The sequence below is a fragment of the Erwinia rhapontici genome, from assembly GCF_020683125.1.
Lineage (GTDB): Bacteria > Pseudomonadota > Gammaproteobacteria > Enterobacterales > Enterobacteriaceae > Erwinia > Erwinia rhapontici.
In genome coordinates this window covers 4400745-4427208 of the sequence record NZ_CP085627.1, presented here as the reverse complement: position 1 = coordinate 4427208, position 26464 = coordinate 4400745, and the positions used below count along the sequence as shown (strand labels likewise).

General features: G+C 56.8%; 21 protein-coding genes. 11 read left to right on the top strand and 10 right to left on the bottom strand.

Annotated features, from left to right (window positions below; genetic code table 11):
- Window positions 1-168: 168 nt before the first annotated feature.
- The 4 genes from mzrA to LJN55_RS20420 all read right to left on the bottom strand — a co-directional run bounded on the left by mzrA (window position 169) and on the right by LJN55_RS20420 (window position 3797).
- Window positions 169-558 carry an EnvZ/OmpR regulon moderator MzrA gene (gene mzrA, locus LJN55_RS20435; RefSeq protein ID WP_133842740.1) on the bottom strand — a complete coding sequence of 130 codons (390 nt, stop codon included), beginning with the start codon at window positions 556-558 and terminating at the stop codon, window positions 169-171.
- On the bottom strand, window positions 558-1232 hold the full coding sequence (locus LJN55_RS20430; RefSeq protein WP_133842498.1) for a DedA family protein: 675 nt from the start codon (window positions 1230-1232) through the stop codon (window positions 558-560). The genes mzrA and LJN55_RS20430 overlap by 1 nt, the downstream gene beginning before the upstream one ends.
- A gap of 317 nt (window positions 1233-1549) precedes the next feature.
- Window positions 1550-2326, bottom strand: coding sequence for a transcriptional regulator ExuR (gene exuR / locus LJN55_RS20425; protein WP_133842497.1), 777 nt, complete (start codon window positions 2324-2326; stop codon window positions 1550-1552).
- Window positions 2327-2489: 163 nt separating this feature from the next.
- On the bottom strand, window positions 2490-3797 hold the full coding sequence (locus tag LJN55_RS20420) for an MFS transporter (RefSeq protein ID WP_133842496.1): 1308 nt from the start codon (window positions 3795-3797) through the stop codon (window positions 2490-2492).
- 369 nt (window positions 3798-4166) lie between these two features.
- On the opposite strand from LJN55_RS20420, the gene uxaC reads away from it, so the two are divergent.
- Genes uxaC through LJN55_RS20405 form a run of 3 tightly spaced genes read left to right on the top strand, consistent with a single transcriptional unit; the run spans window position 4167 to window position 8537 of the window.
- Window positions 4167-5576, top strand: a complete 1410-nt coding sequence (gene uxaC, locus LJN55_RS20415) for a glucuronate isomerase (RefSeq protein WP_167864335.1) — start codon at window positions 4167-4169, stop codon at window positions 5574-5576.
- An 11-nt stretch (window positions 5577-5587) separates the two neighbouring features.
- Window positions 5588-7063 carry a tagaturonate reductase gene (locus LJN55_RS20410; RefSeq protein ID WP_227535159.1) on the top strand — a complete coding sequence of 492 codons (1476 nt, stop codon included), beginning with the start codon at window positions 5588-5590 and terminating at the stop codon, window positions 7061-7063.
- Entirely contained in the window at window positions 7047-8537 is a 1491-nt protein-coding gene (locus LJN55_RS20405; protein ID WP_227535158.1) for a UxaA family hydrolase, read from the top strand. The genes LJN55_RS20410 and LJN55_RS20405 overlap by 17 nt, the downstream gene beginning before the upstream one ends.
- A gap of 417 nt (window positions 8538-8954) precedes the next feature.
- On the opposite strand, the gene sstT is transcribed toward LJN55_RS20405, so the two are convergent.
- The 3 genes from sstT to LJN55_RS20390 form a co-directional block, all read right to left on the bottom strand.
- On the bottom strand, window positions 8955-10193 hold the full coding sequence (gene sstT / locus LJN55_RS20400; RefSeq protein WP_133842492.1) for a serine/threonine transporter SstT: 1239 nt from the start codon (window positions 10191-10193) through the stop codon (window positions 8955-8957).
- Between the two features lie 163 nt (window positions 10194-10356).
- Window positions 10357-11319, bottom strand: a complete 963-nt coding sequence (locus LJN55_RS20395; protein ID WP_227535157.1) for a TerC family protein — start codon at window positions 11317-11319, stop codon at window positions 10357-10359.
- Window positions 11320-11693: 374 nt separating this feature from the next.
- Window positions 11694-12677 carry a Gfo/Idh/MocA family protein gene (locus tag LJN55_RS20390; protein WP_133842490.1) on the bottom strand — a complete coding sequence of 328 codons (984 nt, stop codon included), beginning with the start codon at window positions 12675-12677 and terminating at the stop codon, window positions 11694-11696.
- 133 nt (window positions 12678-12810) lie between these two features.
- On the opposite strand from LJN55_RS20390, the gene LJN55_RS20385 reads away from it, so the two are divergent.
- The 3 genes from LJN55_RS20385 to LJN55_RS20375 all read left to right on the top strand — a co-directional run bounded on the left by LJN55_RS20385 (window position 12811) and on the right by LJN55_RS20375 (window position 16140).
- A complete protein-coding gene (locus LJN55_RS20385; RefSeq protein ID WP_133842489.1) occupies window positions 12811-14511 on the top strand; it encodes a chloride channel protein in 1701 nt (566 codons plus the stop codon).
- A gap of 72 nt (window positions 14512-14583) precedes the next feature.
- On the top strand, window positions 14584-15198 hold the full coding sequence (locus LJN55_RS20380; protein WP_227535156.1) for a LemA family protein: 615 nt from the start codon (window positions 14584-14586) through the stop codon (window positions 15196-15198).
- 9 nt (window positions 15199-15207) lie between these two features.
- Window positions 15208-16140 (top strand): TPM domain-containing protein, encoded by a 933-nt coding sequence (locus tag LJN55_RS20375; RefSeq protein WP_159336819.1) that lies wholly within the window; start codon window positions 15208-15210, stop codon window positions 16138-16140.
- A 19-nt stretch (window positions 16141-16159) separates the two neighbouring features.
- Here the strand turns inward: LJN55_RS20375 and LJN55_RS20370 are convergent, their stop codons facing one another.
- Window positions 16160-16663, bottom strand: coding sequence for a M48 metallopeptidase family protein (locus LJN55_RS20370; RefSeq protein WP_159336820.1), 504 nt, complete (start codon window positions 16661-16663; stop codon window positions 16160-16162).
- Between the two features lie 82 nt (window positions 16664-16745).
- Here LJN55_RS20370 and rlmG point away from each other — a divergent pair, with 82 nt between their 5' ends.
- The gene (rlmG, locus tag LJN55_RS20365; RefSeq protein WP_171149270.1) at window positions 16746-17873 is read left to right on the top strand and encodes a 23S rRNA (guanine(1835)-N(2))-methyltransferase RlmG; all 1128 of its coding nucleotides are present in this window, start codon (window positions 16746-16748) and stop codon (window positions 17871-17873) included.
- Window positions 17874-18775: 902 nt separating this feature from the next.
- Here the strand turns inward: rlmG and LJN55_RS20360 are convergent.
- Window positions 18776-19489 carry a polyphenol oxidase family protein gene (locus tag LJN55_RS20360; RefSeq protein WP_227535155.1) on the bottom strand — a complete coding sequence of 238 codons (714 nt, stop codon included), beginning with the start codon at window positions 19487-19489 and terminating at the stop codon, window positions 18776-18778.
- 115 nt (window positions 19490-19604) lie between these two features.
- Complete coding sequence (locus tag LJN55_RS20355; RefSeq protein WP_227535154.1) at window positions 19605-21602, bottom strand: NADPH-dependent 2,4-dienoyl-CoA reductase; 1998 nt, start codon at window positions 21600-21602, stop codon at window positions 19605-19607.
- Window positions 21603-21842: 240 nt separating this feature from the next.
- On the opposite strand from LJN55_RS20355, the gene idnD reads away from it, so the two are divergent.
- From idnD to idnR, 4 genes are all read left to right on the top strand, one after another.
- Window positions 21843-22874 carry an L-idonate 5-dehydrogenase gene (gene idnD, locus LJN55_RS20350; RefSeq protein ID WP_227535153.1) on the top strand — a complete coding sequence of 344 codons (1032 nt, stop codon included), beginning with the start codon at window positions 21843-21845 and terminating at the stop codon, window positions 22872-22874.
- 9 nt (window positions 22875-22883) lie between these two features.
- A complete protein-coding gene (gene idnO / locus LJN55_RS20345) occupies window positions 22884-23648 on the top strand; it encodes a gluconate 5-dehydrogenase (protein WP_227535152.1) in 765 nt (254 codons plus the stop codon).
- A 173-nt stretch (window positions 23649-23821) separates the two neighbouring features.
- Window positions 23822-25141 (top strand): gluconate:H+ symporter, encoded by a 1320-nt coding sequence (locus LJN55_RS20340; RefSeq protein WP_062745501.1) that lies wholly within the window; start codon window positions 23822-23824, stop codon window positions 25139-25141.
- An 88-nt stretch (window positions 25142-25229) separates the two neighbouring features.
- The gene (idnR, locus tag LJN55_RS20335) at window positions 25230-26225 is read left to right on the top strand and encodes a DNA-binding transcriptional regulator IdnR (protein WP_200641801.1); all 996 of its coding nucleotides are present in this window, start codon (window positions 25230-25232) and stop codon (window positions 26223-26225) included.
- Window positions 26226-26464: the final 239 nt, after the last annotated feature.

Genomic DNA, 26464 nt, shown 5'->3' with positions numbered 1-26464 from the left:
GATCGTGACCTTCCTTTGCGTGGATATCAGGTTAGAGATATCGTAATCCTGGAACGGGTGTGAAGCTTTTTACTGCTTATGAAGCATAGACAGAAAACAGAGAAAGCTCAAAAAGAGAGAATATTCTTAGAGATAGCCCCGCCTTAAGGAAGGGCTGGCAAATCACTGTTAGCCAACAGACTGAGGGCTAAGGCTGATGCGGTTTATCCAGTTTGATGCGCCGTGGTTTTCCTGGCGCGCAATATCAAAGCCATGAGGCAGCAGCTTGCGCAGCACTTTTTCGGCCGCATCACTTTGCTCTAATGAGTCAAATTTTATCACCAGAGAATTTTGCTCCGGCGTAATACTTTTAATATGTATGCCCTGAGCGCTCAGCGTCTGGTAGACGTAAAACCCATCGGGCAGGCTGATCCCCTGGCGAGAAGCGCGGATTTGTAAGGCACTTTCACTGCGGAACAAAGCGGGCATAAATGCCAGCGCCAGCAGCGCAAGGGTGGCCAGTGCGACCAGAGGAATAAGCCGCAACGTGCGCGTGGATAACTTCATAAATCCAGGCATCATGAGTTTCCTTTCTCATTCGTCGACTGTTTTTTTCGCCACAGAACATACAGCGAGCCAAACAGGCCGAATACCAGTAATACCAGGGGTAGTAGCATCAGACAAAACATCATCTGATCTTCGTATTTGAGGAAAATAGGGGTTTTACCCAGTGCGTAACCGATGACGGTCAGAATCAGCACCCAAAGCAGTGCGCTCATCCAGTTAAAAAACTGGAAACGGGCATTGCTCAGGCCGGAAAGCCCCGCAATAGTGGGCAGTAGCGTGCGGACAAAGGCAATAAAGCGACCAACCAACAGCGCGGAAAGTCCGTGGCGGTGAAACATCTGGTGGGCGCGCTGGTGATACTGCGCGGGCAAATGCGACAGCCATTTCTGCACGGTGACCGTATTACCCAGCCATCGTCCCTGGATGTAGCTGACCCAGCAGCCAAGGCTGGCGGCGGTGGTCAGTACACAAACGGTCAGCGCGAAATTCATTGTCCCTTTAGCAATCAGCACGCCGACCAGAATCAGCAGGCTGTCGCCGGGCAGAAAGGCGGCGGGAAGCAGGCCGTTTTCCAGGAACAAAATCATAAACAAGATAAAATAGATGGCCCATACCAGCGTGGGATCCGCCAGGGTGGCGTAATCTTGCTGCCAGAGGGCGTGCACCAGGGATTTGAAAATATCCATTAGTCGTCCTGAACGTCATAGTTGGCTCGTTTCACGGTTTTTTGCACACTTAATTGATTGTTTTATCGGTGCGTTTTAGCCAGTTAACGAGCGGCTGAACAGCTTCGCGGGTGAATATCACAGCTTGTTCTTACCCACGCAGGAAGGATAAAAATAAGCAAACAATTGTAACAAAATTACGTTAGCCTGGACAGGAAGAAACACAAGTCCAACGATGTTTTACCGTTGGAACAGGCTGTCTGAAAGGAGTTTTACACAGGCTGACACTATTGACCGTATTTTGACTCAATGAGTTCCTTCAGCCTGAATGAAGAGTGCTATTTTTCGTCGTTCGAGACGGTATCTGGCATCACGACAGGATTTTCCGCAAACATATAGCGGTCAACGTTGAATTCAAAGTCATCGGTTGTGGCGTGGAACAACATCTGTTTGGTGTTTTCAAGATGCTGCCACATGGCCAGTTTGCTGGCGGCCGGATCTTTACGCATCAGGGCTTTAAGAATGGTGTCATGGTCTTCACACCAGCTCTCAATCGATTTATCGTCGATATGTTCATGCAGTTTGAGCCAGTAAGGGTTATGCAGTCGGTGCAACCACATTTTTTCCACTATCGCCGCCAGTGCGCTGTTCTGCGTCGACAGTGCGATCTGTACGTGGAATTTCATGTCCCACTCGGAATCGCGGAAGCGGTCTTCTTTGCGCGCCTGCGTCTGGATTTCCATTAATTGCAGGATATCCTGGCGTGTCACCTGGGTGGCGGCGAACTCGGCAACATTGCTTTCAATTAACTGGCGGGCCTGCAACAGTTCAAACGGACCAAAATTGGCGAATTCTAACTGGCTGCTGGTGGTAACGCGGTTCTGCTGGCGCTGAGAGATAACGTGAATGCCGGAACCTTTACGCACTTCGACGTAACCTTCCACCTCCAGCATGATGATGGCTTCACGCACCACGGTGCGGCTGACGCCCATCTCTTCGGCGATAAAGCGTTCCGCGGGCAGCTTATCACCCACCTGATAAATATCCTGCTCAAGGCGGCGCTTCAGCTCGGCAGCAAGTTGTTGATAAAGGCGGCGCGATTCTGTTAATTCCATGCTCCAGACTCCCGTTGAGCACACTCTGAGAATGGAATTTGTTATACCACTTTTACCTGTAACGGGTCGACTGAAAAGAAAGTCGAGTCCGTGCGCTATTCGGTGCCTGGCCGGGCGGCCCCTCTTTTACGGTCCGCCCGTCCTGTCACAGGTAGCATTACCCCTAATGCTGCGTCACTACCCCCATCATTTTTTCCTTTTTCTCCTGCTCAAGCTCAGAAATCGGTTTGTTTTTCAGCAGGGTCCAGATAGCCACCGCGCCTAACAAATCAAACACCGCCAGTGCGGCAAACAGTGGGCTGAAGCCCATGGTATCGGCCAGCGCCCCAACCACCAGTGCAAACATAGTACTGGCTGTCCAGGCCGCCATCCCGGTCAGGCCGTTGGCGGTCGCCACTTCATTACGGCCGAAAACGTCAGAAGAGAGGGTGATCAGAGAGCCGGACAGTGCCTGATGGGCAAACCCGCCCACGCACAGCAGAGCGATGGCCGCATACGGGCTGGTAAACAGGCCGATGGTGCCGGGGCCAATCATCAGTACGGCACCCATGGTCACCACCAGCTTGCGGGAGACAATCAGGTTAACGCCAAACACACGCTGGAAGAACGGAGGCAGATAACCGCCGACAATACAGCCGAGATCGGCAAACAGCATCGGCATCCAGGCGAACATCGCAATCTCTTTCAGATTGAAGCCGTAAGCCTTAAACATAAACAGCGGGATCCAGGCGTTAAACGTGCCCCAGGCGGGCTCCGCCAGAAAGCGTGGCAGGGCGATACCCCAGAACTGGCGGTTACGGACGATCTGCCAGGCGGACATTTTCTTGCCGTTATTCGTCTGGTGTTGAGCTTCCTGCCCGGAAAGAATGTATTCGCGTTCTTCAGGATCGAGTTTTTTCTGATCCTTAGGATGTTTGTAGAACACCAGCCAGCACAGCGCCCAGATCATGCTCAGGATGCCGGTGATAATAAAAGCCATCTGCCAGCTGTGTGCGACAATCGCCCACACCACCAACGGTGGCGCCAGCATGGCCCCGATCGACGACCCCACATTGAAATACCCTACGGCTATCGAGCGTTCTTTGGCCGGGAACCACTCGCTACTGGCCTTGAGTCCTGCCGGGATCATTGCTGCTTCAGCGGCACCCACTGCACCACGAGCAATCGCCAGCCCGCCCCAGCTTCCCGCCAGCGCGGTCGCGGCACAGAATATCGCCCAGAGAATGGCAAACATGGCATAGCCGATTTTGGTGCCCAGCACATCCAGAATGTAGCCTGCTACGGGCTGCATAATGGTGTAACAGGCCGAATAGGCCGCCACGATGTAGGAATACTGCTGCGTGGTGATATGCAGCTCTGTTTCCAGCGTGGGGGCGGCAACTGCAATAGCATTACGCGTCAGGTAACCCAGTATGGTACCAACGGTCACCAGACCGATCATGTACCAGCGTAACCCTTTAATTTTACGCATTTAAAACCTCTTCCCGTCATTATTATTGATGCCTCGTCACGGACGGGCACCTTGTCTCGGCGGAACGGCTTGATAGTGACTCACCCGCCCTGTCTTCAAACGATAACCTTGCCTGCTTAATCTCAACCGCCGCCACGATAACTTGTCATACAGATTTAAAAGTTGAGAGCCATCACAAAAACCATTTTTGCAATGGGGGATAATAAAAGGGCTTTAAAGACAGATGGATAACGCTTAATGACGTGAGTGAGAGGATAATTCACCCATAAATAGTGGTGTTTTTGTGATCGAGTTCTCACTATTATTCCAGCGCTAATCACAATTGGTATGATAACTTTGTTGGCATTGAGACGATGCAGGAGAGACCGTATGTCACGCTTTATGAGTGAAGACTTTTTACTGGACAGTGAGTTTGCCCGCAGGCTTTACCATGATTACGCTGCCGACCAGCCCATCTTCGATTATCACTGCCATCTGCCTCCGCAGCAGATAGCCGAAAACTACCGTTTTAACAATCTGTATGACATCTGGCTGAAAGGCGATCACTACAAGTGGCGGGCGATGCGTGCCAACGGCGTGCCGGAAGCGCTTTGTACCGGCGATGCCAGCGATCGTGCAAAATTTGATGCCTGGGCGCGGACGGTGCCGGATACCATCGGTAACCCTCTGTACCACTGGACGCACCTTGAACTGCGCCGTCCGTTTGGCATCACCGATACGCTGCTGTCACCCGCCACGGCCGACACGATATGGCACCAGTGTAACGAGATGCTGGCGCAGGATGCGTTTAGCGCCCGTGGCATCATGCAGCAGATGAACGTCAAAATGGTTGGCACCACGGACGATCCGGTGGACGACCTGCGTCATCATCGTGCACTGGCGGTGGAGGGCAGCTTCACAACAAAAGTGTTGCCAAGCTGGCGGCCGGATAAAGCCTTCAATATTGAAGCGGAAGGGTTTGTCGATTATCTGCAAACGCTCTCTGCGGTGGCGAATGTCGATATCACCCGTTTTGATGATCTGCGGCGTGCGCTGAAAGTACGGCTTGATCACTTTGCGGCCCACGGCTGCAAGGTCTCGGATCATGCGCTGGACGTGGTGCTGTACGGCGAAGCGGATGACGTCACGCTGGACGGTATCCTGGCACGTCGCCTGACGGGAAGCCTGCTGCAGGAGAGCGAGGTGGCGCAGTTTAAAACCGCGGTGCTGGTGTGGCTGGGCGCGGAATATGCCAAACGTGGCTGGGTGCAGCAGTATCACATAGGCGCGCTGCGCAATAACAACCGCCGTCAGTTACTCCTGCTGGGGCCGGACGTAGGGTTTGATTCGATCAACGACCGTCCGCTGGCTGAACCGCTGTCGCGCTTGCTGGATGCGCAGAACCGGGACAACGCGCTGCCAAAAACCATCCTCTACTGCCTGAACCCGCGCGATAACGAAGTGCTGGCGACGATGGCCGGAAATTTCCAGGGCGAAGGGCAGCCCGGGAAGATGCAGTTCGGTTCGGCGTGGTGGTTTAACGACCAGAAGGATGGCATGGAGCGCCAGATGACCCAACTGGCACAAATGGGGCTGTTAAGCCGCTTTGTCGGCATGCTGACCGACAGCCGCAGCTTCCTCTCCTATACCCGCCATGAATACTTCCGTCGTCTGCTGTGCCAGATGATCGGGCGCTGGGTGGAAAAAGGCGAAGCGCCGGGCGATATCGCGCTGCTGGGCGACATGGTGCAGAACATTTGCTTTAACAATGCCCGCGACTACTTCGCGATTGAGCTGTAAGAGGATCTACGATGCGTAAGCTGAACCGAAACGACTTTCCCGGGCCACAGTATCCTGAGCGGATCATTCAGTTTGGTGAAGGTAATTTTCTACGTGCCTTTATCGACTGGCAGATCGATCAGTTGAACCAGCACACCGGCCTGGACGCTGGCGTCGTGGTGGTGCGGCCGCTCAGTAGCGGCAGCCCACGCAGCCTTAACAGCCAGGATGGGCTGTATACCACGGTGATCCGCGGGCTCAATACGCAGGGTGAGGTGGTGAGCGAGCCGCGGCTGATCCGCTCCGTCAATCGCGAAATCCAGCCCGTGCAGGATTTTACCGCGTTTATGGCGCTGGCGACGGACCCGCAGCTGCGGTTTGTGTTCTCTAACACCACGGAAGCGGGGATCTATTTTGATCCGGCAGATACGCTGGAATCCGCGCCTCCGGCCAGCTTCCCGGCCAAACTGACCCGCCTGTTACTGGCCCGCTGGCAGCATTTTGACGGCGCGCCTGATAAAGGCTGGCTGATGCTGCCTTGTGAATTGATCGACGACAACGGTGACGCCCTGCGCGCCCGTGTGCTGCAAACGGCACAGGCCTGGCAGTTGCCCGCCGCGTTTGTGACGTGGGTTGAGCAGCACAATACCTTTTGTTCGACGCTGGTGGACCGCATTGTCACGGGTTACCCCGATGATGCCAGCGAGCTGGAAGAACAGCTCGGTTACCGGGATGAGTATCTGGTGGCGGGGGAGGTTTATTACCAGCTGGTGATCCAGGGGCCGTCCTCTGTGGCGCAAGCGCTGTGCCTTGACCAGCTGGCGCTGAATATCCTGCTGGTCGATGACATCAAACCTTATAAAGAACGCAAGGTGGCGATCCTCAATGGCGCACACACTGCGATGGTGCCGGTGGCGTTTCTGGCCGGGCTGGAGTCGGTGGGTGACGCGATGGCTGATGCAGACGTAGCGGCGTTTGTTGACGACACGCTGCGTACGGAAGTTATCCCGACCCTGACGCAGCCGCAGGCAGCGCTGAATGCGTTTGCGGACGAGGTACTTAACCGTTTTCGCAACCCGTTTATCCGCCATCAACTGAGTGCGATCGCCCTCAATGGCATGACGAAGTTCCGCACCCGTCTGCTGCCCGCGCTGCTGTGGCAGCATGCAGAGAACGGGGCACCATCGCCGCGCCTGAGCTTTGCACTGGCAGCGCTGCTGGCGTACTACCGGGGTGAACGCAACGGCCAGCGTTATCCGTTGCAGGATGATGCGCACTGGTTAGCGCGTTTTGCCACGCTGTGGCCGCAGGTTGACTGCCATGATATTCCCCTGCGCCAGCTGGTGGATGACGTGCTGAGTGATGCCGCGCACTGGGGGCAGGACCTCACACAGCTGGCCGGGCTGAGTGCGAGCGTCACGGCACAGCTGCAACAGATCCTCCAGCTTGGCATGCGTGCGGCACTGGCGCAGGTAAACGAAGGGGCGAATCATGCAAAGCATCATTAAAATTCACAGCCTGGATAACGTGGCGGTGGCGTTGCGTGATCTGGAGGAGGGGGAGCGCGTCAGCGTTGCCGGACACGCTCTGGTGCTGAAACAACCGGTGGGGCGTGGGCATAAATTTGCTCTGCACCCGCTGGCAGCGAATGCGTTGGTGATGAAATACGGCCTGCCGATCGGCCATGCCACGCAGCCGGTGAGTGCCGGTGAAATCATTCATTCGAACAATGCACGCACTAATCTCAGCGATCTGGATGAGTACCAGTATCAGCCGGAGTTTGCCACGCTCCCTGAGCAGGCTGCTGACCGTGAAGTACAGATTTATCGCCGCCGCAGTGGTGAAGTCGGCATCCGCAATGAATTGTGGATCCTGCCGACCGTGGGCTGCGTCAATGGCATTGCCCGTCAGATCCTGCAACGTTTTCTGAAAGAGACGGCAGAGGCGGCTGATATCGACGGCGTGCACCTGTTCAGCCACCCGTTCGGCTGTTCGCAGCTTGGGCAGGATCACGTAAACACCCGCACCATGCTGCAAAATATGGTGCGTCACCCCAACGCCGGGGCAGTGCTGGTGATCGGTCTTGGTTGTGAAAACAATCAGGTAGATGTTTTCCGTGAGACGCTGGGTGAAACAGACGAGCAGCGGGTGAAGTTTATGATTTGCCAGCAGCAGGATGATGAGGTGGAAGCCGGGCTGGCACTGCTGCATGAACTGTACGAAGCGATGCGCCATGACCAGCGTCAGCCAGGGCGCCTTAGCGAGCTGAAGTTCGGGCTGGAGTGCGGCGGATCGGACGGTTTATCTGGCATTACCGCCAATCCGTTGCTCGGGCGTTTCTCCGACCAGATGATCGCTAACGGTGGCACGACGGTGCTGACGGAGGTGCCGGAGATGTTCGGGGCAGAACGTATTCTGATGAGCCGCTGCCGCGATGAAGCCACCTTCAGCAAAACCGTGAAGATGGTGAACGATTTCAAAGCCTATTTTATTGCCCACAACCAGCCGATTTATGAAAATCCGTCACCGGGCAACAAAGCGGGGGGGATAACCACACTGGAAGAGAAGTCGCTGGGCTGCACGCAGAAGGCCGGGCAAAGCCAGGTGGTCGATGTTCTCAACTACGGGCAGCGGCTGACACAGCCAGGGCTTAATCTGCTCAGCGCCCCGGGAAACGATGCGGTGGCGACCAGCGCACTGGCCGGAGCGGGTTGCCATATGGTGTTGTTCAGCACCGGACGCGGCACGCCTTACGGGGGTTTTGTCCCCACGGTGAAGTTAGCGACCAACAGCGAACTGGCGGCGAAGAAGCCACACTGGATTGATTTCGATGCCGGGCAGCTGATCCACGGCGTGGAGATGCCCGCCTTGCTGGCGCAGTTTGTCGATACCATCGTGGCGATTGCCAACGGGCGACAGACGCGTAACGAAGTGAATGATTTCCGGGAACTGGCGATTTTTAAAAGCGGGGTAACGTTGTAATTCTGGGAGGGGGGTACGGCGAATGGCGTAGGGGCGGATATGCCTTGCGCTGGGTCGGGCATGCCCGACCCCTACATCTGAACGGCGCAGGGGCGGGGCACGCCTTGCGCAGGGTCGGGTATGCCCGCCCCCTACACCTGAACGGCGCAGGGGCGAAGCACGCCTTGCGCTGAGTCGGGCATGCCAGCCCCTACACCTGAGCGACGTAGGGGCGAGGCACGCCTTGCGCAGGGTCGGGCATGCCCGGCCCCTACACCTGAACAGCGTAGGGGCGAGGCACGCCTTGCGCAGGGTCGGGCATGCCCGACCCCTACATCTGAACGGCGCAGGGGCGAGGCACGCTTGCGCAGGGTCGGGTATGCCCGACCCCTACACCTGAACAGCGTAGGGGCGAGGCACGCCTCGCCCTGGGTTAATTTACGCGTTCTGCTCAACCCGGCGATCTTCCGCCATACAGGCCGCAGCCGTAAACAGAATATCCGCCGATGAGTTCAGCGCGGTTTCAGCTGAATCCTGCAAGACCCCGATAATAAAGCCCACAGCGACCACCTGCATCGCCACTTCATTCGGAATACCGAACATGTTACAGGCGACCGGGATCAGCAGCAGCGAACCGCCCGCCACACCTGAAGCCCCGCAGGCACAAATCGACGCCACCAGGCTTAACAGAATAGCGGTACCGACATCGACATGGATCCCGAGCGTATTCACCGCTGCCAGCGTCAGCACGGTAATGGTGATCGATGCGCCCGCCATACTGATATTGGCGCCAATCGGAATGGACACCGAGTAAGTGTCTTCATCCAGACCCAGCTTTTTCGCCAGCGCCATATTCACCGGAATATTGGCGGCCGAGCTGCGGGTGAAGAAGGCGGTTACGCCGCTTTCACGCAGGCAGGTAAACACCAGCGGATACGGATTACGGCGGATCTGCCACCACACCAGCAGCGGGTTAAACACCAGCGCCATCAGCAGCATACAACCCAGCAGCAGGATCAGCAGGCTGGCATATTCCCACAGCGCATCAAAGCCGGTCGAGGCGAGAATCGATCCCACCAGGCCGAAAATCCCGATGGGCGCAAAGCGGATCACAATACGCACCAGACGCGTCACGGCATCGGAGGCATCATTGAGAAATGCACGGGTGGTATCGCTGCTGTGGCGGAATGCAAAGCCCAGACCGATAGCCCACACCAGGATGCCGATATAGTTGGCTTTCATCAGTGCTTCAATCGGGTTGGTGACCATGCTCATCAGCAGGCCCCGCAGCACTTCAAGAATCCCGGACGGCGGCACAATCTCGGTGCTGGCGGCTTGCAATGTCAGCGTCTGCGGCAGCAGATGGCTGGCGACCACCGCCACAATGGCGGCACAGAAAGTACTGAGCAGATAGAGCATCACAATCGGGCGAATATTGGTTTTTTGTCCCTGCTGATGGTTAGCAATTGAGGCGATCACCAGCACCAGGACCAGCAAGGGGGCCACGGCTTTCAGTGCGCTGACAAACAGCTCACCCAGCAGGCCGACGGCCAGCGCATTGCTTTTTGAGAACCAGGCCAGGGCAATACCGGCCACCAGCCCAATCATAATTTGTGTTACCAGGCTGCCCTGGAGCAGGCGCTGAACCAGCCCACGGTCACTGTTTTCTGTACGCATATTTTAATATCGCTATCGTTATCGATGTATCTGGGGTGTTTGCGCAGGGGAGTATAAGGAAATCATCTGACAGGGAAAGGGAAAAGTGCGTGTTTTTATGCCATTCACAACAATAAGGGCCGATCGAAAAAGACGATCGGCCCTGGATGTTTGCCGGTATCTGTCAGGATGTCTTCTGGTCGTTCCGGTAATTGACCACGGCATTAATGATCAGCGTCAGCGCCAGAATACCGCCTACAATGCCGAGTGAAATGGCGATGGGAATATGGAAGAAGTCGACAATCAACATCTTCACCCCGATAAACACCAGGATCACCGACAGGCCGTATTTCAGCATTGAGAAGCGCTCTGCCACGTTTGCCAGCAGGAAGTACATGGCACGCAGGCCGAGGATCGCAAACAGGTTAGACGTCAGCACGATAAACGGATCGGTGGTCACCGCGAAAATGGCCGGAATACTGTCGACGGCGAAAATAACGTCGCTCAGCTCAACCATAATCAGCACCAGCAGCAGCGGAGTGGCAAACAGCACGCCATTCTTACGCACAAAGAAACGTTCACCTTCGATTTTGTCCGTCATGCGCATACGACTACGTAGCCAGCGTACCAGCGGCTTATCGCCAATGGCGCTGTCATCTTCCTTCGCCAGCGCCATTTTGATCCCGGTAAACAGCAGGAACGCGCCGAAGATATAGAGCAGCCAGCTAAACTGAGTCACCAGCCAGCTTCCGGCAAAGATCATAATGGTACGCAGCACAATCGCGCCCAGCACGCCGTAGATCAGCACCCGGCGCTGCAACGCAGCCGGAACGGCAAAATAGCTAAACAGCATCAGCCAGACAAACACGTTGTCGACGGCCAGCGCTTTTTCAATCAGATAACCCGTGAGGAAGGCCAGGGCCTGAGCATCCGCGACTTCGCGCCCGGCGGTGCCGGTGAGATACCACCAGAAAGCAGCGTTAAATAACAGTGAGAGGGTGACCCAGACCAGCGACCAGGCGGCCGCTTGTTTCATGGTCATGGTGTGTGCGCCACGACGGCCCTGCAACAGCAGGTCAATCGCCAGCATAATCACGACAACGACAGCGAAGCTGCCCCAGAGTAACGGCGTACCGACAGTATTCATTTTTTCTTGCCCCAATAACAAAAATGGCCAACTACCCGTCATCTTTCATGCCGCAGATGCGTTGGCTGCCTTCACGAACTCCAGTCACTTACTGATGTAAGCTCATGGAGATTCACTCAGTTGCCGCCTTTCTGCGACCTGAAATCTATAGGGTATATCGGAAGGGATTAGCCACAATATTATTGATGCTGTAAGCAAACCTCGCCTTCCGGCAAGGTCTCACTTACAACCAGGATTTGGTTGCTCAGTAACCGGACATCATGTGGATGTCGTATTGACGATTAACTGACGAAGAAGTTACTCCCCTTTGCTGTTGCAAAAGATAGGCGGGCAGCCGCCGAAGGTCAATCTTCTTCAGTAATATTTAGAAATATTTACACAGTGGCATCGGCCGGGAAGATCACCCCGGTCTGGCGGCGGATCTCCGTCAACAGCTTCGCGGTGATGCGTGACGTTTCCAGTCCGGGGTGATCCCACTGATTATTCTCCACCAGGCGGGCAAAAACCTCCGCTTCATACAGCATGGTATTGATATGCTGCGGCTGCGTCAGATCCTGCGCTTTACCACCGCGCGGGATAAAGCTGACGCGCTGGCACTCAGACACCTGCTCAATCACCAGCGATCCCTCTTCACCCTGAATTTCGCTTGGCAGCGTAGACTGGCTGATTTTTGAGTGCTGTAAGGTCACGTCGAAATCGCCGTAGTTGAGAATTACCGTACCGTGCCCATCAACACCGCTTTCCAGCAGGCTGGCGCTGGCCATCACGTTGGCAGGTTCCCCCCACAGATTCACCGCCGTAGCGAGGCAGTAATAGCCGATATCCATGATCGAGCCGTTAGACCATGCCGGATTAAAGGTGTTGGGATTCTCGCCATCCAGATAACGCTGATAGCGGGAGGAGTACTGGCAGTAATTGATCAAGGCTTTGCGCAGCGTGCCCACTTTCGGCAGCGCCTGTTGCAGCGTGAGGAAGTTCGGCACGCTGGCGGTTTTAAAGGCTTCAAACAGCACCACCTGATGTTCAGCGGCGCAGGCGATCATGGCTTCAACCTCGCGCAGATTCGAGGCCAGCGGCTTTTCGCAGATGACGTGCTTACGGTGGCGTAGGAACAGCAGTGACTGTGGACAGTGCAGAGCGTTGGGGCTGGCGATGTAGACGGCATCAATGGCATCGGATGCTGCCATCTCCTCCAGGGAATCAAACAGCTTTTCCACCGGATAATCACTGGCAAAGGTCTTTGCCTGCTCCAGCGATCGTGAGTAAACGGCAGTCAGCTTCATTTTTCCGGTTTCATGAGCAGCATCGACAAACTGACGGGTGATCCAGTTGGTTCCAACGACGGCAAAGCGAATCATAGTGTTCCTGTTCGGCTGATTAGCGGAAAAAGCAGATTATCATGTCAGGCTGGCAGGGCAATGCCTGATGCGGGATATTTGATTTTTCAGCCCGCCTCTCGCACGATAGGGAAAATCATCACGAGGGAACCCGATGAGCGTTCGCAGCCCGCAAAGTAAACATGCACTTAACTGGACCAGCATTCTGGTCGCGATCCCGGTTGGGCTGGTGGCATCGCTGGTGACGCTGGGTTTTCGTGAGGCCATTAACCTGATTGATGGGCTGGTGTTTAACGGACAAACCGATATTACCCAGGCGATGCGTGTTTACCCCTGGTACTGTTGGCCGCTGATCGTCGGGGCGGGTGGCCTGATTGCCGGTTTCCTGCTGCGTTATGCCACCGCCATTGAGCAAAAGCAGACGGTGCGTACCGATTATCTGGAAGTGATTAACGCCCAGCTGGATGCGGTCCCCACGCGCACCTCGCTGTTTCGCGGGCTGTCATCGCTGGCGAGTATCAGCAGCGGCGCGTCTATCGGGCGTGAAGGGCCGATGGTGCAGCTGTCTGCGCTGGCAGGCAGCCTGATGGGGCGCTGGTGGTTCAAATCGCTGCCGCTGAAAAACAGTGACGTGGTGGCGATGGCAGCTGCCGCCGGGCTGGCCTCGGTGTACCATGCGCCGCTGGCGTCGGCGATTTTTGTCGCGGAAATCGCTTTCGGTATCTCTGCCATGCAGCGTCTGATCCCCCTGATTATTGCGTCCGGCGTGGCGGTGCTGACCATGTGGTCCCTCGGGCACCGTTCGGCAATGTACCCGTTTTCCCACAGCCAGTTTGATCTGACGCCCGGCAGTATTGCGCTGACCGTGGCCATCGGGTTGCTGGCGGGTTTGCTGGGCTGGGGCATGCTGTGGTTGATTGGTCAGAGTAAGCGCTGCTTCGCGCCCATTCGCAGCCTGCCGCTGCGCCTCGGCCTTGGCGGACTGCTGGTGGGCGCGCTGGCGATTGGCAGCACCCAGATCCTCGGTAACGGCTATGAAGTGATTGTGCGCATTATGGCGGGGGATTTCCTGCTGCCGATGCTGCTGGCGCTGCTGCTGCTAAAGATGCTGGCCACGGCGATCTCCGTCGGTTCCAATGCTGTGGGCGGCCTGTTTACTCCGGCGCTGTTGATTGGTGCACTGATGGGGGAAATGGTGGCGTTGCTGGCCGCCGCCGCCGGATTACCGGTTGGCAATGCCGAAGTGTTTGCCGCCGTGGGGATGGGCGCGGTGCTGGCGTCCGTCAGTCAGGCGCCGCTCATGGCGATGCTGATGGTGCTGGAGATGACGCTCAACAGCAGCCTGCTGTTCCCGGCAATGATCGCCAGCGTACTGGCTTCCATGACCGTCTACCGTCTGCACTCCAGCAGCACCTACTCGGTGATGACCCGCCACTTCAGCCGCTCTGACGCCAAGTTTGATTTTGATAACGGCATTATTTCGCAGTTTATCGTCTCCGGCGCGGCGCTGACGCCACAGGATTCTGTCGGTAAAGCGCTGGCGGTCAGCTCACTCAAGCGCGAACGTTTTGTGTATGTGATTGGCGAGCAAGGGGAGTTTATCGGCGCGGTATCGATCCACGATATCTCGCATAAGGTACTGGATAAAGAGATCACCCTGACCTCCCCAGTCAGCTGTGTGGTCGACACCCAATTCCCCACGGTTTACGAGAACCAGACCATCAAAGAAGGCTGGGAAGCGTTCGCGCGCGTCACGCTGGAACGCCTGCCAGTGCTGAATAATCCGCTGGAACGGAAATATCTGGGTGCGCTGACCAAAACCAGTTTGATCCAGCAGGCGAAAGATTTTATATAAGTAAAACAGCGCTATCGGGCGGTGCCTGTATAATGCTCACCTTGCCCCTTTCTTTATTTTAAGGACGAAATCATGTCATTCCCTGCACGTTTTCGCTGGCTGCTGTTGCTGCCTGTGATGTTCTGGCTTTCCGGCTGCGACTATAACCAAATCCAGCAGCGCGACGAAGCCATCTCCACTGAATGGTCAGAAGTGTTGAACCAGTATCAACGCCGTGCCGACCTGATCCCGAATCTGGTGGCAACGGCAAAAGCCAGCGCCAGCCATGAAGCCGAGGTGTTTAAAAGCATCGCCGACGCCCGCGCGAAAATCGGCAGCCTGACCCAGGTACAAAATGCCCCGGAAGATGCGCAGACCATGCAGGCTTTCCAGCAGTCGCAGTCAGAGCTGAGTAGCGCAATGTCGCGCCTGCTGGTGATCAGCGAACGCTATCCTGATTTGAAAGCGGATCAGATGTTTAACAACCTGATGGTGCAGCTGGAAGGTACGGAAAACCGTATTGCCGTGGCGCGCCAGCGCTATGTCCGTGCGGTGCAGGACTACAACCTGATGATCCGTCAGTTCCCGGGTTCACTGACCGCCAAAGTGATGGGCTACCAGCGTAAAGAAAATTTCCAGCCGGAAAACGTGGCGCAGATTTCCACCGCCCCTCAAGTGGATTTCTCACAGCCTGCCAGCGCGAAATAAGGGATCACCATGCGATTTTTCACCCTGATCCTGCTAGCGGTGCTGCCCCTGACCAGTCTGGCCGCGACAGTGGCCGTACCGACATTACAGCAGCGCGTGACGGATGACGCGGGCGTACTGAGCGCCACGGATGTCCAGCAGATCACGACTCAGATAGTGGCGCTGGAGAAAAAAACCGGCCACCAGCTTGCGGTGCTGACCGTCGATACTACCGGGGATGACAGCATTGAGCAGTTTGCCACGCGGGTATTCGATGCCTGGAAACTCGGTGACAAACAGCGCGATGACGGCCTGCTGCTGGTGATGGCGAAAACCGACCGCACGGTGCGCATTGAGGTCGGCTACGGGCTGGAAGGGGATTTCACCGATGTGCAGGCCGCACAGGTGATCAATGGCAGCATCATTCCTCACTTTAAACAGGGGGAAATGGGCCCCGGATTAGTTGCCGGTGTGCAGAGTATTTCACGCCAGTTGGGCGTCCCGGTAGAGGGCGATGCCCCGGCCACGCCACCGCGTCCGCTGGCTGAACCTGCTCCGACAGTATCTAATGACGCCATTACCCTGTCCGGCGGCAGCGTCGGTCTCTGGCTACTGGGCATGATAGTACTGCCGTTCTTCTTCCTGCGCCGCAACCCGCTGCTGAGGGCGCTTTTTGTCAGCGGGATTGTCACCGGTATTTCGTTGATCAGCACGCTGCTGTCCTCAGGTATCGAGGCTGTAAACGGTGATAATGTCGGCCTGCTGTTTGGCGGCAGCCTGATGGTACAGATGCTGATCTCATCGCTGATTGGCACCCTGCTGGGCGGTGGCGGCAGCCGCGACCGTTCTGACGACAGTTCTGACTCCCGCTCCAGTCACAGTCGGGATTCCGACAGCAGTGATGGCGGCTTCAGCGGTGGCGGCGGTCGCAGCGGCGGCGGCGGCGCATCGGGGAAATGGTAACGCTCTAGCGCGTGAGGGTTTACCCCTCACGTCCTTCCAGCGCCTGTGCGGTCAGCCACAGGCGCGTATCGAACTCCAGCTGGTGATACTGCGGCTCCATATGGCAGCAGAGCTGGTAAAACGCCTTGTTGTGGTCTTTCTCTTTGATATGCGCCAGCTCATGGACCACGATCATACGCAGAAATGCTTCCGGGGCCTGTTTAAAAATCGTCGCCACGCGGATCTCCGCTTTGGCTTTCAGCTTGCCGCCCTGCACGCGAGATATCGCCGTATGTAACCCCAGCGCATGTTTCATGACCTTAATCTTACTGTCATAAATCACCTTGTTGAGCGGCGGCGCATTGCGCAGCGACTGGTTCTTTAAATCCAGTGCGTAGTCATAGAGCGCTTTGTCGCTGGTGATGCTGTGCATAGAGGGATAACGCTGGTTCAGCACCTCTGACAGGCGCTGTTGCTCAATCAGCGTGCGGACCTGTGACAGCAGCGATTCAGGGTAACCTTGTAGATAAATAAGCGACGACATGCGGACTCCGGTGAAGAAAAACGTTTACTGTGCGCCCGTTTTAGGGGATAAAACGCGGGAATTTTACCACTAAGGTGATCCCATGAGCCAACTCGAACTAAGCAACCGCATGCTGACGCTGCATCGTTTTCCCCAAATGCGCGAAGAAAGCCCGTTGCAGGCCTGGGATGCGGCCGACGAATATGTGTTGCAGCATCTGGGCGATGCCCCGGTCAGCGGCCCAACGCTGATCTTCAATGACACCTTTGGCGCGCTGGCCTGTGCGCTGGCGGGTGAGGGGGTTTACAGCATCAGCGACTCCTGGCTGAACCAGCAGGCGACACGCCAGAATCTGGCGCTGAATCACCTCGATGAAGCCGATGTACAGCTGCTCGACAGTTTGAGCCCGCTTCCTGCGGCCCCGGCGCGTGTTCTGATTAAAGTCCCGAAAACCCTCGCCCTGCTGGAATACCAGCTGCGTGCGTTGCGTGAGGTCGTGACCCCGGAAACCCAGATTATTGCCGCCGGTAAAGCGAAAGATATCCATACCTCGACGTTGCAGCTGTTTGAAAAGGTGCTGGGCCCCACCACCACCTCGCTGGCACGTAAAAAAGCACGCCTGATCTTCGGTACTTTTAGCGCGCCGGAGCTGAAAGAAAGCGATGTGATTACCACCTGGTCGCTGGACGGTACGCCCTACGAGATCCACAACCATGCCAACGTCTTTTCCCGTGGCGGGCTGGATGTGGGGGCGCGCTTCTTCTTACAGCATCTGCCCTCCGATCTGGAAGGTGAGATTGCCGACCTGGGCTGTGGCAATGGTGTCATTGGCCTGATGGCGTTACAACAGAACCCGCTGGCGCAGGTCCATTTCATTGATGAATCCTATATGGCGGTCGCTTCCAGCCGGATGAACATTGAAGTGAACTCTCCGCAGGATCGGGATCGCACGACGTTCCACGTTAACAATTCGCTGGCGGGCTACCCGTCAGACCGCCTGCATGCGGTGCTGTGCAACCCGCCGTTCCACCAGCAGAGTGCGGTCACCGACCATATTGCCTGGCAGATGCTGCGTGATGCACGCCGTTGCCTGCAAGATGGCGGCGAACTGCGTATTGTCGGTAACCGTCATCTCGACAATTACCACAAAATGAAAAAGCTATTTGGTAACTGCACCACCGTGGCAAGCAACCAGAAATTTGTGGTGTTACGTTCGGTGAAAATGCCTTAACCCGTCAGTCTGCGGGTCGGGCATGCCCGCCCCCTACGCACACCGCATTCCGTAAACTGTATTCCGTAGGGGCGAGGCACGCCTTGCCCGCGCCCTCAATCCGCGTCGGCCTGCGGGTCGGGCATGCCCGACCCCTACGCACACCGCATTCCGTAAACTGTACTCCGTGGGGGTGAGGCACGCCTCGCCCGCGCCCTCAATCCGCGTCAGCCTGCGGGTCGGGCATGCCCGCCCCCTACGCACACCGCATTCCGTAAACTGTACTCCGTAGGGGTGAGGCACGCCTCGCCTGCGCCCTCAATCCGCGTCGGCCTGCGGGTCGGGCATGCCCGACCCCTACGCACACCGTATTCCGTAAACTGTACTCCGTGGGGTGAGGCACGCCTCGCCTGCGCCCTCAATCCGCGTCAGCCTGCGGGTCGGGCATGCCCGCCCCCTACGCACACCGCATTCCGTAAACTGTACTCCGTAGGGGTGAGGCATGCCTCGCCCGCGCCCTCAATCCGCGTCAGCCTGCGGGTCGGGCATGCCCGACCCCTACGCACACCGCATTCCGTAAACTGTACTCCGTAGGGGTGAGGCACGCCTCGCCTGCGCCCTCAATCCGCGTCAGCCTGCGGGTCGGGCATGCCCGCCCCCTACGCACACCGCATTCCGTAAACTGTACTCCGTAGGGGTGAGGCACGCCTCGCCTGCGCCCTCAATCCGCGTCAGCCTGCGGGTCGGGCATGCCCGACCCCTACGCACACCGCATTCCGTAAACTGTACTCCGTAGGGGTGAGGCACGCCTCGCCTGCGCCCTCAATCCGCGTCAGCCTGCGGGTCGGGCATGCCCGCCCCCTACGCACACCGCATTCCGTAAACTGTACTCCGTAGGGGTGAGGCATGCCTCGCCCGCGCCTTCATCGTCTGGCAATCCACGAAAATCGCTGCTGATAACCGTGCTGAACATGGCTGTTGCGGCGATAGCTGGCCTGCTCCTCCGCCATGCAGTAGGTACAGATCTGCGACAGCTCAATCTGCTCTTCCGGCACACCCGCACGCAACGCAATACGTTTTGCCAGCAACGGCAGGTCAAACCACACGCCTGCGGTGGTTCCCTGCGCCTGTGGACGTACCGATGCCGGATTAGGCCAGGGGTGGGCAGACCAGGACATCAGTGCGGCCAGCTGATGCGGATCATCTTGTTCTGCCCGGTCTATCACATCCTGTCCCAGCTCATAACAGCAGGGACCAATCGCCGGGCCGATGGCAATAAACAGACTGTCCGGCGTTGCTCCGCGTTCACACAGATGCGTTATTGCGTTAATCAGTACCCCGCCCAGAATCCCTTTTAAACCACCGTGTACCGCTGCAACCTGCTGCTGACGGCTATCGGCTAACAGGATCGGCAGGCAGTCAGCGGTGTAAATCGCCACGGCATCCTGACCCGTCCCAATCAGTCCATCCGCGTCCTGGCTTTTTACCGGCAGGGCATCAACATCGAGGATGACCCGGGCGCTGTGGCGCTGCTGATTGTAACGCGTGCCTGCCGCAGGGCGTTCGCCTGCGGCCATAAAGGCGTGATCAAGCCAGTCAAAGCGCGAGAGTAGCGGAGAGAAATAGGGGGATGACATCAAGAGCTCCTGGTCAGTCAGTGTGGCGTCATTGATGCTAGCGCGAAAACGGTATTTAGACCATGGATGTCATCCTGGGGGCGGAGCGCTTTTCTGGTCCGCCCGGCAGCATCATTTAAATCGCCAGCCCCAGCGCCGTCCCCTGAGCAATCGCCCGGCGTGCATCCAACTCGCGGGCGACATCCGCACCGCCAATAATATGCGGCACTTTCCCCCGCGCTGACAGCGCATCAGCCAGTGAACGGTCCGGCTCTTGCCCGGCGCAAATCACCACGTTATCCACGGCCAGCAGGTGTGCTTCACCATTGACCCGCAGGTGCAGGCCTTCATCATCAATCCGCTGATACTCAACGCCTCCCCACATCTGCACGCCGTGCATTTGCAGGCTGGCGCGATGGATCCATCCGGTGGTTTTTGCCAGCCCGGCGCCCGGTTTGCCCGGTGTGCGCTGTAACAGCCAGACCTGACGCTCGCTCACCGGAAGCTCTGGCGGCACCAGCCCTCCCGGTTGGGTGAGGGTGCGGTCAATGCCCCACTCCCGACAGAACGCAGTGAGATCCTGCCCGTGAGCGACCAGATATTCGGCGGTATCAAACCCGATGCCGCCTGCACCAATAATGGCCACGCGTTTGCCGACGGGTTTTTTATCGCGGATGACCTCCAGATAGCTCAGTACCGACGGATGGTCGATGCCCGGAATCGGCGGAGTGCGCGGTAAAATACCCGTTGCCAGCACCACCTCATCAAAGGCGGTGAGATCGTCTGCGCTGGCGCGATGATCCAGCCGCAGCGTGACGTGATGCAGCTCAAGCTGGCGTCTGAAGTAGCGCAGCGTTTCACTGAACTCCTCTTTACCGGGGATCTGGCGGGCAATATTGAACTGTCCGCCCACCTCAGGCCCTGCATCAAACAGCGTCACCCGGTGACCGCGTTGGGCGGCATTGACTGCAAAGGCCAGTCCGGCAGGGCCGGCACCGACCACCGCCAGCGTCTTCACCTGTGCGGCGGGCGTCAGCGTCATTTCGGTTTCATGGCAGGCGCGCGGATTGACGAGGCAGGAAGTGAGCTTGCCCGCGAAAATCTGATCGAGGCAGGCCTGATTGCAGCCGATGCAGGTATTGATCTCATCGCTGCGATCCTGCTGCGCTTTCAGCACAAACTCGGCATCGGCGAGGAACGGGCGGGCCATTGACACCATATCGGCACAGCCTTCATCCAGTACGCGCTGGGCCACATCCGGATGGTTAATCCGGTTGGTGGCAATCAGCGGAATGCTGACGTGTTTTTTGAGTGCCTGGGTGACCCAGGCAAAAGCAGCGCGTGGCACCGCCGTTGCAATGGTGGGGATGCGCGCTTCATGCCAGCCGATGCCGGTATTGATCAGCGTGGCACCAGCCTGTTCGACCGCCTGCGCCAGACGAATGGTCTGCTCCAGCGTGCTGCCCTGTTCCACCAGGTCGAGCATCGACAGGCGGAAAATAATAATAAACTCGTGGCCCACCGCTTCACGCACTGCCCGCAGAATGGCAAGGGCAAAGCGCTGGCGATGCGCCTCACTGCCGCCCCATTCATCGCTGCGCTGGTTGGTGTGCGCCACCAGGAACTGATTAATCAGATAGCCTTCAGAGGCCATAATCTCAACGCCATCGTAGCCCGCCTGCTGTGCCAGACGGGCGCAGTGCGCGTAGTCGGCAATCAGTTGCAGGATCTCGTCATGCGACAGTTCGCGGGGGCAGAAGGGATTGATCGGCGCCTGAATGGCCGAGGGCGCGACCAGTGCGGGCTGGTAGCTGTAGCGGCCCGCGTGCAGGATCTGCATGGCAATTTTTCCACCCGCCTGGTGGACGGCATCCGTCACCTGACGATGATGCGCCAGCTGTGATGCATCATTCAGCACCGAGGCCCCCTGGCTCACCACGCCTTCCGGTGAAGGGGCAATGCCGCCGGTGACAATCAGCGCCACCCCGGCGCGTGCCCGCTCGGCATAAAACGCCGCCAGCCGGGCCGCGCCATCCGGATGCTCTTCCAGCCCGGTATGCATGGAACCCATCAGAAAACGATTTTTGAGTTGGGTAAAACCCAGGTCCAGCGGGGTGAACAGTGACAGGCTCATCGCAAGCGATCTCTGAAGTGGTCGGATGAGTTAACTGTAGCGATCAAATGACCGTGATGAAAGTGCAGTTAATCGGTTTGTGATGAATGCCACTGAATACATCGGGGAGAAAGGGCAACGTGGTTCACGTTATGCGTAACATTGATTTAGTAACATGAATTTTAGTGATCTGATTCACAGTTTTGCATGTTAAACATCGATTTGATAGGCGCCATGAACTGACACGTACTGGAGAACACCATGAGCACCACCACACAGTCCTGCATGATTAACGGCAAAGAGCAGGTTGAAGTCATCAGCCAGCAGGTCAATTACCAGGGTGAAGGCACGCTGGTGCGCATTACGCGCGGCGGTATCTGCGGTTCGGATCTGCACTACTATCAGCACGGTAAAGTGGGCAGCTTTGCGGTAAAAATGCCGATGATCCTCGGTCATGAAGTGATCGGTCATGTGGTGAAAAGCGACAACCCAGCGCTTAAAGAGAACCAAAAGGTGGCGGTTAACCCGTCAAAACCCTGTGGCCACTGCAAATACTGCCTGGCGGATGAAGAGAACCAGTGCACCACCATGCGTTTCTTCGGCAGCGCGATGTATTACCCGCATGTGGACGGCGGTTTCACCCAGTACAAAGTGGTGGATAGCAGCCAGTGCATTCCTTTCGACAATGCCGCTGACGATAAAGTGATGGTCTTTGCTGAACCTCTGGCGGTCTGCATTCATGCGGCTAACCAGGGCGGCGATTTGCAGGGCAAAAAAGTCTTTATCTCTGGCGTGGGCCCAATCGGTTGCCTGATTGCGGCGGCAGCCATAGCGAAAGGCGCAGCAGAAGTGGTCTGTGCGGATGTCAGTGAGCGTTCGCTGGCGATGGCAACGGCGATGGGCGCCACCCACACGATCCACGCGGCCAACGGCGATTTCACCCCGTATCTGGCCAACAAAGGTTACTTCGACGTGGCGTTTGAAGCCTCCGGTCATCCGTCTTCACTGACGCGCTGCCTGGAAGTGACCCGTGCAAAAGGCACGTTAGTGCAGGTGGGCATGGGCGGCGATGTCCCGGGTTTCCCGATCATGATGCTGATTGCTAAAGAGATCAAACTGGTCGGATCGTTCCGCTTCACCTTCGAGTTCAACACCGCCGTGGAGTGGCTGGGCAACGGCACCGTCAACCCGCTGCCGCTGTTCAGCGGGGAATACGACTACCAGAACATTGACGCTGCGCTGCAATTTGCCGGTGACAAAACCCAGGCCGCCAAAGTGCAACTGACTTTTTAAGGGATGACCATGACGACGCTTTTCTCGCTCAATAACAAACGTGTACTGATCACCGGCTCTGGCCGCGGCATTGGTTTTCTGATGGCGAAAGGGCTGGCACAGGCCGGTGCTGAAGTGATCATCAACGCCACCACCCAGGAAGGGGCTGAAAAAGCCGCAGCAGACCTGCAACAGCAGGGGTTTAAGGCCCATGCCGTGGCCTTTAACGTCACGCAGTCAGCGGAGGTGAATGCCGCCGTTGAGAAGATTGAACGTGAAATCGGTCCTATCGATGTGCTGGTCAATAACGCCGGTATTCAGCGTCGTCGCCCATTCCTGGAGTTCCCGGAGCAGGACTGGAACGATGTGATCGCCGTCAACCAGACAGCAGTGTTCCTCGTCTCTCAGGCGGTGGCCCGCCAGATGGTGACGCGCCAGAAAGGCAAAATCATCAATATCGGTTCGATGCAGAGCGAGCTGGGGCGCGACACCATTACCCCGTACGCGGCCTCAAAAGGGGCGGTGACGATGCTGACGCGCGGCATGTGCGTCGAACTGGCTCGCCATAATATTCAGGTCAACGGCATTGCACCGGGCTATTTCAAAACCGAAATGACCCAGGCACTGGCCGATGATGAAGCCTTCACCTCCTGGTTATGCAAACGCACGCCTGCGGCGCGCTGGGGTAATCCTGAGGAGTTGATTGGGGCGGCGGTGTTTCTGGCCTCTAAAGCCTCTGATTTTGTTAACGGACATCTTCTTTTTGTAGACGGCGGGATGCGCGTCGCCGTTTAGTTTATCCTTTATCTTTCAGGCTGCAGCTGTGTTGGCTTCCTGCGCTCACCCCGGTCACGTAGTTGACTAAGCTCCCGGGGATTTGCTTCGTCGCCGCCTTGCTGCAACCAGAAATCTTTCGGATAAGCACGCTTATCAAACCCTGTACCTCTACTTTTTAAAGGAAGTGCTTTATGCCCATTACAATAATAGCTATTGGCGTAATCCTGCTGCTGGTGCTGATGATCGTCTTCAAGGTCAACGGCTTTATCGCCTTAATTTTTGTTTCTGCCGTGGTCGGGGTTGCCGAAGGGATGACACCGCTGGCCGTTATCGCCTCGATTCAGAAAGGCGTGGGTGGCACGCTCGGCAGCCTGGCGTTAATTCTCGGATTCGGGGCGATGCTCGGTAAACTGGTGTCGGACACCGGGGCGGCGCAACGCGTGGCAACCACACTGATTGCCTCCTTTGGTAAGCAGCGCGTGCAGTGGGCGCTGATGGTGACCGGGCTGATCGTTGGTCTGGCGATGTTCTACGAGATTGGCTTCGTACTGCTGCTGCCGCTGGTATTTACCGTGGTAGCTGCTTCAGGGATGCCGATGCTGTATGTGGGTCTGCCAATGGTGGCCGCACTGTCGGTCACCCACTGCTTCCTGCCACCGCATCCGGGCCCGACAGCCATTGCCACCATCTTTGGTGCGAACCTGGGGACCACGCTGCTGTACGGCATGATTATCACCATTCCAACGGTGATTATCGCCGGTCCGATTTTCTCGAAATTCCTGAAAGGTTTTGAAAAATCGCCACCGGAAGGGCTGTATAACCCGAAAATCTTTGAAGATCATGAAATGCCAGGCTTCTGGACCAGTATCTTCGCGGCGGTTATCCCGGTGATCCTGATGGCAGTCGCGGCGGTGTTTGAGCTGACCACGCCAAAAGAGAATGTGCTGCGCCAGTTCTTCGAATTTGTCGGTAACCCGGCGGTCGCGCTGTTTATCTCTGTGGTGATCGCCGTGTTCACGCTGGGCCTGCGCAACGGGCGTAAAATGGAAGAAGTGATGGAGATGTGCAGCTCCTCCATTGCGGCTATCGCCATGATCGTCTTTATCATTGCCGGTGGCGGTGCCTTCAAGCAGGTGCTGGTGGACAGCGGCGTGGGTGACTACATCGCTAACATGATGAAAGGCTCATCGCTTTCTCCGTTGCTGATGTGCTGGACCGTGGCGGCTATGCTGCGTATCGCGCTCGGCTCTGCGACCGTCGCGGCGATTACCACTGCCGGTATCGTTACGCCAATCATCGCCATTACCCACGCCGATCCGGCGCTGATGGTGCTGGCGGTAGGTTCCGGCAGCGTGATCGCTTCCCACGTCAATGACCCAGGCTTCTGGCTGTTTAAAGGTTACTTCAACCTGAGCGTGATTGAGACGCTGAAAACCTGGACGGTGATGGAAACGCTGATCTCCTTCCTCGGCCTGGCAGGTGTGTTGATCCTGAACGCGATTATTCATTAATATCAGGCCGGGCGTGCCCGACTACCCCGTTACCCTTATCAGGGGCCAGGCATGCCTGGCCCTTTTTCACGTTTAAATGGAACCTCCAATGCGCGCGCACCGTATCTCGCTCCAGGACATCGCCACACTGGCGGGCGTCACGAAAATGACGGTCAGCCGTTATCTGCGTACGCCCGATCGCGTGTCGCCAGAAACCGGGGCGAAAATCGCGCAAATTATCGAAGAGATTAACTACATTCCCAACCGTGCGCCGGAGATGCTCCTCAGCTCGAAGAGCTACACGCTCGGTGTACTGATCCCATCGTTTAAAAACCAGATTTTCGCCGATCTCCTCAGCGGGATAGAGGCAGCCACCAAAGAAGGGCGTTACCAGACGCTGATCGCTAACTACAACTACGACAAACAGGCCGAAGAGGAGCAGATCATCAATCTGCTCTCGTACAACATTGATGGCATTATCCTCAGTGAAAAGGACCATACCCTGCGTGCGGTGAAGTACCTGCGGGCGGCGCAGATCCCGATTGTCGAAGTGATGGATACCCAGGGTAGTTGCCTGGATATGCAGGTGGGATTTAACAACTTTAGCGCAGGCTACGATATGACGCGCACGCTGCTCGATCAGGGGCGTAAACGGGTGATCTACTTCGGTTCCCAGGACGATCGGCGTGATGAGTTTCGCTATCGCGGCTACTGTCAGGCGATGGAGGAGCGCGGTGGCAGCGGGAATCGGGTCAACCCGAAGGCTATCTCATCGCAGAAACTGGGCGCGGCGATGCTGGCCAGCGCGCTGGAGCAGTTCCCTGACCTCGATGCGATTTTCTGTACTAACGACGACCTTTCACTCGGTGCATTACTGCACTGCCAGCGCCACGGCATCGCCGTTCCGGGCCGCATTGCGATTGCCGGATTCCATGGGCTGGATATCAGCCGCGAAATGTACCCGACAATGGCCAGTGTGATTACCCCGCGTTACGCCATTGGGTATACCGCGGCCGAGCTGCTGTTGAAAAAGATTGGCGACAGCCGCTTTTCGGCCGACTCGGTGGACCTGAGTTACCAGATATTTATGGGTGAAACGATCTGAAGTGTAAATCTGATTAAATAAAATCAACTTTGCTGACAGTAATTGATAAATCACGTCACTAATTAATAAATCGAGCAGAAGCAGAGAGATAATTATTCCTTCTTATCCTCTTCTGAGTTAGTGTCACTTTTATTAGTTACATAAAGAGATTTACGTTTTTATATTAGACGCGTGTTTCCTGATTTATTTTATTTCGCTCCTTTATTGTTCGTATCATCTATATGATAAATGGCTATATT

What these genes read in the sequence shown, in the direction of transcription:
- idnD (WP_227535153.1), top strand. Translation starts at nt 21,843, where the DNA reads ATGAGCACCACCACACAGTCCTGCATGATTAACGGCAAAGAGCAGGTT.
- rlmG (WP_171149270.1), top strand. Translation starts at nt 16,746, where the DNA reads ATGAGCCAACTCGAACTAAGCAACCGCATGCTGACGCTGCATCGTTTT.
- LJN55_RS20410 (WP_227535159.1), top strand. Translation starts at nt 5,588, where the DNA reads ATGCGTAAGCTGAACCGAAACGACTTTCCCGGGCCACAGTATCCTGAG.
- LJN55_RS20420 (WP_133842496.1), bottom strand. Translation starts at nt 3,797, where the DNA reads ATGCGTAAAATTAAAGGGTTACGCTGGTACATGATCGGTCTGGTGACC.
- LJN55_RS20385 (WP_133842489.1), top strand. Translation starts at nt 12,811, where the DNA reads ATGAGCGTTCGCAGCCCGCAAAGTAAACATGCACTTAACTGGACCAGC.
- LJN55_RS20405 (WP_227535158.1), top strand. Translation starts at nt 7,047, where the DNA reads ATGCAAAGCATCATTAAAATTCACAGCCTGGATAACGTGGCGGTGGCG.
- sstT (WP_133842492.1), bottom strand. Translation starts at nt 10,193, where the DNA reads ATGCGTACAGAAAACAGTGACCGTGGGCTGGTTCAGCGCCTGCTCCAG.
- mzrA (WP_133842740.1), bottom strand. Translation starts at nt 558, where the DNA reads ATGCCTGGATTTATGAAGTTATCCACGCGCACGTTGCGGCTTATTCCT.
- uxaC (WP_167864335.1), top strand. Translation starts at nt 4,167, where the DNA reads ATGTCACGCTTTATGAGTGAAGACTTTTTACTGGACAGTGAGTTTGCC.
- idnR (WP_200641801.1), top strand. Translation starts at nt 25,230, where the DNA reads ATGCGCGCGCACCGTATCTCGCTCCAGGACATCGCCACACTGGCGGGC.
- LJN55_RS20370 (WP_159336820.1), bottom strand. Translation starts at nt 16,663, where the DNA reads ATGTCGTCGCTTATTTATCTACAAGGTTACCCTGAATCGCTGCTGTCA.
- idnO (WP_227535152.1), top strand. Translation starts at nt 22,884, where the DNA reads ATGACGACGCTTTTCTCGCTCAATAACAAACGTGTACTGATCACCGGC.
- LJN55_RS20390 (WP_133842490.1), bottom strand. Translation starts at nt 12,677, where the DNA reads ATGATTCGCTTTGCCGTCGTTGGAACCAACTGGATCACCCGTCAGTTT.
- LJN55_RS20395 (WP_227535157.1), bottom strand. Translation starts at nt 11,319, where the DNA reads ATGAATACTGTCGGTACGCCGTTACTCTGGGGCAGCTTCGCTGTCGTT.
- LJN55_RS20430 (WP_133842498.1), bottom strand. Translation starts at nt 1,232, where the DNA reads ATGGATATTTTCAAATCCCTGGTGCACGCCCTCTGGCAGCAAGATTAC.
- LJN55_RS20355 (WP_227535154.1), bottom strand. Translation starts at nt 21,602, where the DNA reads ATGAGCCTGTCACTGTTCACCCCGCTGGACCTGGGTTTTACCCAACTC.
- LJN55_RS20375 (WP_159336819.1), top strand. Translation starts at nt 15,208, where the DNA reads ATGCGATTTTTCACCCTGATCCTGCTAGCGGTGCTGCCCCTGACCAGT.
- LJN55_RS20340 (WP_062745501.1), top strand. Translation starts at nt 23,822, where the DNA reads ATGCCCATTACAATAATAGCTATTGGCGTAATCCTGCTGCTGGTGCTG.
- LJN55_RS20360 (WP_227535155.1), bottom strand. Translation starts at nt 19,489, where the DNA reads ATGTCATCCCCCTATTTCTCTCCGCTACTCTCGCGCTTTGACTGGCTT.
- exuR (WP_133842497.1), bottom strand. Translation starts at nt 2,326, where the DNA reads ATGGAATTAACAGAATCGCGCCGCCTTTATCAACAACTTGCTGCCGAG.
- LJN55_RS20380 (WP_227535156.1), top strand. Translation starts at nt 14,584, where the DNA reads ATGTCATTCCCTGCACGTTTTCGCTGGCTGCTGTTGCTGCCTGTGATG.